General features: G+C 32.2%; 3 protein-coding genes and 1 pseudogene. All 4 read right to left on the bottom strand.

Annotated features, from left to right (window positions below; translation table 11 throughout):
- Nucleotides 1-194: 194 nt before the first annotated feature.
- Complete coding sequence (gene cspC, locus MR593_RS03845; RefSeq protein ID WP_290687063.1) at nucleotides 195-1,874, bottom strand: bile acid germinant receptor pseudoprotease CspC; 1,680 nt, start codon at nucleotides 1,872-1,874, stop codon at nucleotides 195-197.
- Nucleotides 1,875-1,896: 22 nt separating this feature from the next.
- Nucleotides 1,897-5,205, bottom strand: a complete 3,309-nt coding sequence (gene cspBA / locus MR593_RS03840; RefSeq protein WP_290687061.1) for a bifunctional germination protease/germinant receptor pseudoprotease CspBA — start codon at nucleotides 5,203-5,205, stop codon at nucleotides 1,897-1,899.
- Between the two features lie 115 nt (nucleotides 5,206-5,320).
- Nucleotides 5,321-6,739, bottom strand: a complete 1,419-nt coding sequence (locus MR593_RS03835) for a PAS domain-containing sensor histidine kinase (RefSeq protein ID WP_290687060.1) — start codon at nucleotides 6,737-6,739, stop codon at nucleotides 5,321-5,323.
- A 277-nt stretch (nucleotides 6,740-7,016) separates the two neighbouring features.
- Nucleotides 7,017-7,314, bottom strand: a pseudogene (locus tag MR593_RS03830) (hypothetical protein); the annotation flags it as partial.

Raw genomic sequence — 7,314 nt, 5'->3', positions numbered from 1 at the left:
TTGATCAGCCCAAGCTGCTGTGTAATTGTCGTTTAGACGCACCTTTGAATAGAGTCTTTTGTTGTTGTAGCCTTTTAGCTGTCTGCTTACTTTAGGATGCTCATCTTTCAAAATACCACCTCCCAAATCTTTTTATTATTTTCTCCAAAAATAAATTATAAATTCAATTATAGAATACTCAACTATGGAAATTTCTATAAATTTTCAGATATTCGATCTAGTGTATTCTCGTAATTTAAAACTCCATATCCATAGGATATATTTGGGTATGAGTATATACCCTTCTGAGTCGCCCCGAGCATTAAATAAGTCTTTATAGGCTCACTGTAAATAGACAGTCTATAAAGCTCTGATTGATCTATTATAAATTCTATAAGCAACGATATAACTGCACATACTATGGAGCTACTGACCCCTGTCCCTGTAAATGTATTAAATGTATTATCTAAGTAATTAGATATTACATCGACTCCTGGGGCTACTATGTCTAGTATAGAATCTCTAATCACATCTGGCGCTTTAGACGAACCTATCCAAATGCTATTATATTTTGTATTGTACGTTCCAACTGTTATAACCTCCCTCATAAGTCCATATCTAGTTATAGTAGCCCTCGAATCACTATCTATAAACCTAGTATCTTTAGATATTAAATTTTTATTAGGAAGATATGCGTTAAACTCCCCATTTATAACGTCCTCTCCTATAATCCTCAAAGTCCAGATACCGGAATATATATTTTCTAAATTAACTATTACCTGTAGTGATGATGTTCCTATAAGTGGATAATTATATGAAATAGAATAATCTACATTCTCCAAATTAAATCGTCCAGTATATTTTTTAAAGCTAGGTGAATAAAATACTGTCGTGCTGATTTCTCCTAGGGGAGATATCACGGCGACTCCCAATTTGTCTACTTCTGTTCCCTCTATTACTATGTTTAAATTTTTATCGTCTCCAACCTGAAATGCTATATCTAAAGATTCTCCATTTGATACATTTCCAGAGTAATGGATATCTGTATTGCCTTGATTGCCAGCTCCGCTTACTAGTATAAATCCAGACTGCTTTAGCTCTCTAAATGTATTTAATAGAGTGTGGTCGTTTTCTCTACCTGACATTGTCCCTAATGTAAAATTTATTATTACAGGTCTTAAAATCTGTTTAAATTTTTGTATTATATAAGCTATAGCGACCAAAAAGTCTGTATTTTTGTAATTAATTACGCCCTCTCTAAATAAATCTCTATATGTTCTGAGCTTAACTACTATTAGCTCTGCTTTTGGAGCTATACCTCTGTAGCTTGGGTTGTTTTTCCCCTCTGATACCATAATTCCAGCAGCCGCTGTTCCTGTTCCTATTTGATCACTGCTTAAATTTTGATTGCTACTTGATATAGCATCGTTTATTTGTTCTCTAGTAAATTCACTTCCAAATAAAAATCCCTCTGGAGGTGAGCCATAGTTGCTTTCTTGATCCCACAAGTACAAAATTTTACTGCTGCCATCTTCATTTATAAAATCCTGATTTAGATAGTCTATCCCCGAATCTATCAAGGCTATTACTACTCCCTCTCCATCTAAATTAGTGTAAAGTGTACTTCCAGTATAAGATATATTTATAGTCTGTAAAGCGCCCTCCCCTTGAACTATATTATCAGTAATCTCTATCAACGAGCTCATAGAATAAGATTTTTCCCACCATACAACTTGAGCTATATGATTAAATAAATCCTCGTCAAAATCCTCATCTACATATATTACAATCAATAAATCATTTAAAAATATATACTGAGTTATATTATTTTTTAAAAAATCGTCTATCAAGGTCTCTCTTCTTCCTGTATAAATTAAATTATAAGATATTGGCATATTCGATCTCCTTAACTTAAATTTACCTAAACACCTCAAAAATTCTTCTCGCATCTAAAAGTCCATACCCGTAGATAAAATTTGGGTAATCGAGCTCTCTCTCTCTATCTGCACCGAGCTGGAAAAAAGTAAATATACTCTGAGCAAATCCCTGTCTTTTATATCGATTATTTTTAGTTACATATTGAAAAAACAGCGCCGCTGTTCCAGATGCAAATGCAGCAGCTGCACTAGTTCCAGTGATTGTTCCGTATCTTGAGTTTGGATATGAAGATATTATATTTACTCCGGGGGCTACTATATGAGGTTTTTGCATATTTTGTATATTAGGTCCTCTAGATGAGACAGGCCATATTGATTTGGTTACTGTATCGTAAGCTCCGACTGTAAAAATATTTGAGTCCACTGCCGGAAAATTTATTGTAAAAAAAGGATCTGATTCGACAAACTTTGTATTTGGGTTTATGAGCTTTCTATTTTGTAGGTACATATTATATACACCCTTGTATATATACACGCCAGTTAGGCTTATCCTCCAAATTCCAGGTGTGGCGTTAAACAGGTTTATAGTTATAAATTCCTGACCAGAAAACATAGTCGGAAATGCATATGTAACTAAATAAGCTGTATTTTCAAAGTTAAAAAATCCACTAGCCTGTCTATAATATCCTATACCCACATCACTACTCTCTTCACCTGTTGGAGAGATAATTTTCAAGTTTACTCTATCTGGACGGCTAATCCAAATATCTATATTTAAATTTGGTTCAGTCTCTTCTATCTCGATTTCTACTACTTGAGTTTCTCCCTCGTTTAATAATTTACCGCTTTTGTGAGTTTGAGTATTACCTTGATTTCCAGCTCCTGCAATCTCACATTCTGCATATTGATACCAGCTCGTAGTAGATGTCCCTCTATTTATAAATCCAACGTCATTGTTAGAACCTATAGAGGTATTTATTACGATTGGTCTCTCTAATTCTCTAGATTTTTTTAAAGCATAGTCCCTCGCTACATAGTAGTAGGCATTGTTATATCTATTGTCTATTTTTCCAAGCTTAATTATTATAAGCTCGCTGTCTTTTGCAATTCCCTCGTACTGTGGATTTACTTTTCCAAGCCCTGAGCAAATACCGCTTAGTAAAGTTCCACTACCTACTTCATCTGTAGATAGTGTAGCGTCGTTTTCGCTTATTGCTCTATTTATATCGTCTCTGGTGTATTCTGTACCGAAATAAAACCCTTCTGGCGGATTGCCTTCTAAAGTTTGATCCCATAGATACAGTATCTTACTAGTTCCATCTGGATATATAAAATCTGGATGCAAATAATCTATCCCTGTATCGGCAATCGCTATTATTACATTTCTACCAGTTACATCTAGATTTGGATTGTTTTTTATATAGCCTATATTCGACTGCTCATTTACAGAAACTCCTTGTGATGTACTAGACGATACTTCAGATAATAGGCTCATCTCTATAAGCCTCTGGACCATTGTGATATTTCTATTGTTAAAAAAAGCCTCTGACAAATATACATCCGACTCGCTTAAAAAAAATATCCCACTGTTTTCACTCAGCCTATTAAATATACTAGAAAATCCATATTGCTCTAGGCTATTAAAAAAATCTTCCTCTGGATTAAAATACACGAAGATAGAGTTTGCATATGCATCCTGCTGTCTTCTGTAATTCCTATTTATATTGATTTCATCGTATTTTACACGTTTTAAATTATTAAATGATCTATTTAAATATATATCTGACATATCTAAAAATCCATATCCATTTGAACTTGAGGGATATGTGTTGTTTTCTCTTCTCCTTGCGTTTTGAAGCAGTAAGGATTTTAATTTTTGGGAGTATAAAAATAGGTCATTTCCCATTACAATTCCCCACTCCATCAGTAGCGCACAGCATCCTGTCACATGAGGTGTCGCCATACTCGTTCCAGTTAATGCACCGGTTGTTCCCCCTACTAGATAGGATACTATATTTTCTCCAGGTGCCAACAAATCCGGCTTGTATATCCCCTGGCTTATATCTCCTCTTCCCGAAAATCCAGATACCACATCTGTCCTAGAATTATAGCTCCCGACTGTTATTACTCTGCTAGCTGTACCCGGCACTGTAACCGTCAATATACCGCTTGGAGATAAAAATCTAGTATCAGGGCTCAAACCCTCTGAGGTAGGTAGATATAAATCCACTATTCCATCTACTATATCTATCTGTGAAAATACTATTTTCCATATGCCAGGCGTTATTTGGGTGTCGGAATCTAATCTGATTGTAATTCTCCTTTGGATTGAATAAGGCTGTATTTCGTAAAAATATCCTGTGACATTTGTCCCCCTTAATTTATTAGATATTCTGTTATTTTCACTTGAAAGGCTCTGTGTTTTCTCATTAGATGGGTTGATTACTGTTATGGCAAATTTATCTGCAAAATTAGGCCAAATATTTATATTTAGCACTATCTCTCCTTGACCGACTACAAACTCGACTGTTTCTTCTACATCTTCATCGCTTAAGTCTATCCTCTTATGTCCACCTTTATTTCCGTTGTTTCCAGCAGCTACCACCATGTTGTTTTTCCAAAATAGACACATATCGTCTATATACTGCTCAAATAAAGACAACCCCTTATGCGATCCTTCATTAGTTCCATAGCTCATATTAATAGCGACTGGTTTGTTTAATTCTAACGATTTGTCTAATATAAATTTAATCGCCCTCATAAATTCAGTGCTTCTCGAATATATATCGGTCTGTATACTTCCAACTCTTACGACTATAAACTGGGCATTATTTGCTATCTGCGCACATATGGAGCCTACGTGAGTTCCATGTGTAGCCGTTATCTGTATCGGTATGTCTTTCTTTCCATTTAGAGCCTCGTTTATATCTGAATTAGTGTATAAAGTCCCCTGTTTAAATCCCTCTGGCGGATTGTTTCCTATGGATTGGTCCCAATAATAGACGATTTTTGAATTTCCAGCATCGTCCTTAAAAACAGGCAAAGTGTAATCTATACCAGAATCTATAAGTCCGATTAACGTGCCCTGACCTGTTAAATTAGTCCTATTTTTAAAGGAAGTTATTCCAGAAGCTGAAAAGCTCTGTTCATCTTGTGTTTCTAATATAAAAGGTCTCTCTATGTATTCTACCTCTGTGTAATTCAAAAGTTCGTCGAATAAATTAGGATTATCGGATGTTATAATAGCAAAATTATCGTTTAGTATCTCAACTTCTATATTTAACTCTTCTTCTAGCCTAGAAATATCACCATTGTACTTTACAATAACTTCATAATCTATAAAAATCACCCCTTCCAATTTAGACAGAGCATCTCTGTGCTCTTTTTTAATAATATTCTGAAAAAAAAAGATTATACCTAAAATGAGGTAATAATCTTTTTTTTCAAACTATATTCAATTAATTTTATATATCAGAAAAAGCAACTGCCATCTTTTGTCTTCTCTCTTCTTTTGTAAGATGGTGGTATTTTGTATTTTTATCTTCATTTACTATAGTATTGGCTATTTTGACTATAAATTCAGTTCCCTTTCCAACTTCACTTTGTACAGAAACTGAACCATTATGTAATTCAGCAAATGATCTGACTAGAGAAAGACCTATTCCTGTGCCCTCTTTAACTATACTTCTCTCATCCTTTACGCGCTCGTATATTGTAAATATTCTCTTCATATTTTCTTCTGATATACCGATTCCGTTGTCTTTTACGCTTATATACACAAAGTCATCATCATGAGTTAAGCTGACTAATATAACGCCGCCTTCTTTTTTTCTAAATTTCAGTGAATTTGATATTAAATTGATCACTATTTTTTCGACCTTTTCACAATCGAATCCAACTACCAATTCCTCTTCATCTGTATCAAATATAATATTCATATCGTTAATATTTACAAAATCTCTTACAGATTCGCATATTTCTTCGACAAATGAAACTATATCCTCATTACTTGGATTGAAATCTAGATATCCTAGCTCTATCTTTGATTTTGAGGATAAGTCATTTACTATTTTCATTATTCTAAATGAATTTCTCCTTACTAAATCTACATGTCTTAGGATATCTTCATCGTATACATTTTGTTCAACCTTTTTTTCGATAAGCTGCATAGTCGCCAGTATCATATTTACAGGATTTTTTATCTCATGTGAAACAAAAGAGAAGAACTTTTCCCTTGTCTCCTTTCTATTCATGACGTCATTCGTTCTATTTGTTATATCAGTCAATATGATATAAGATGCAATAGGTTGATTTTTTTCATTTTTAATAGGATTTGATCTAATCCAAACCCATTTTGTACCTTTTTTAGTTTTTATTTTAACTCTTTCATCTATTACTTTTAAATAATCATAATAAATCTCTTCAGTATCATCCTCTTTTTCTATAAACTTGTAAAATCCTTCTTCCACTGTACAAGGTACATCACAAGTTTCATCAAACATATTTTCATAAGACTTATTTACAAATATTATTTTGCTATCGCTTACAAGAAAGATTACATCGTCAAATTTTCTTACACTTAACAATAAATTTTCTTGCATATCATTAGAAAGATATTCTTTTTCACAAAACCAAGCGATAAAGCTTTTATCACCTATTTTTTCTATCTGTACATTATAAATAGTCTTGTCTATTTTTATTTTTCTATAATTAAAATTCACTATGCAATCTGTTAAAATATCCTCTACAACTATATTATATCTTTCTGTTACATATAATTTATACGCAGCATTCGATTCCTTTATTATTGCATGGTTATCTTGAATTTCTATTATAACAAAGGGCGTTGGACTCTTGAACAATATACTTTTATAATCATACATAAACTAAATCCCCCAATTAAACTACAAATTTCTACATAATAAGATATTTCTCAAATTTATAACTCTTTAAATATTACCTTTTTCTTTATATATTTAGTTAGATTATATCATAAATATTACATATTTTTAATTCTTTTTACAAAATGTATTATATTATTTTTATACAGTTATACAAATATCAATAAATTTAACATTAATTTAATATTTGATTATTATTATATTTTTGTAATATATTTTATATTCAATATTTTATTATTTTATAAAATATAATTTTGTATTATTTTATAAATTTTTCTTTTACTGTTATCGATATATATTTTTCTAATTTATTTTTACCTGTGCCACATGATATCAATACTTTTTCTACACCTTCTCTGAGCCCAATAATTGTACCATCTTCATCTAACCTAATTTTTCTCTGTACGGGAAGCTTATTTTCTGAAAACATAAATTTAATCCTTGGAGCTTTTAAATTAGCAGGTGAAGTAGTAACTGAAACTGGTATATTTTTTTTCTCACCGACTTCTAAATTTATATTTTTTTCTACAATTATATCTTTTATTTTTGCAACTATA

It is taken from the genome of Intestinibacter sp., from assembly GCF_022780145.1.
In the GTDB taxonomy this organism is placed as follows: Bacteria; Bacillota; Clostridia; order Peptostreptococcales; family Peptostreptococcaceae; genus Intestinibacter.
The sequence above is the reverse complement of the archived record's forward strand: the minus strand, read 5'-3'. Positions and strand labels throughout refer to the sequence as shown.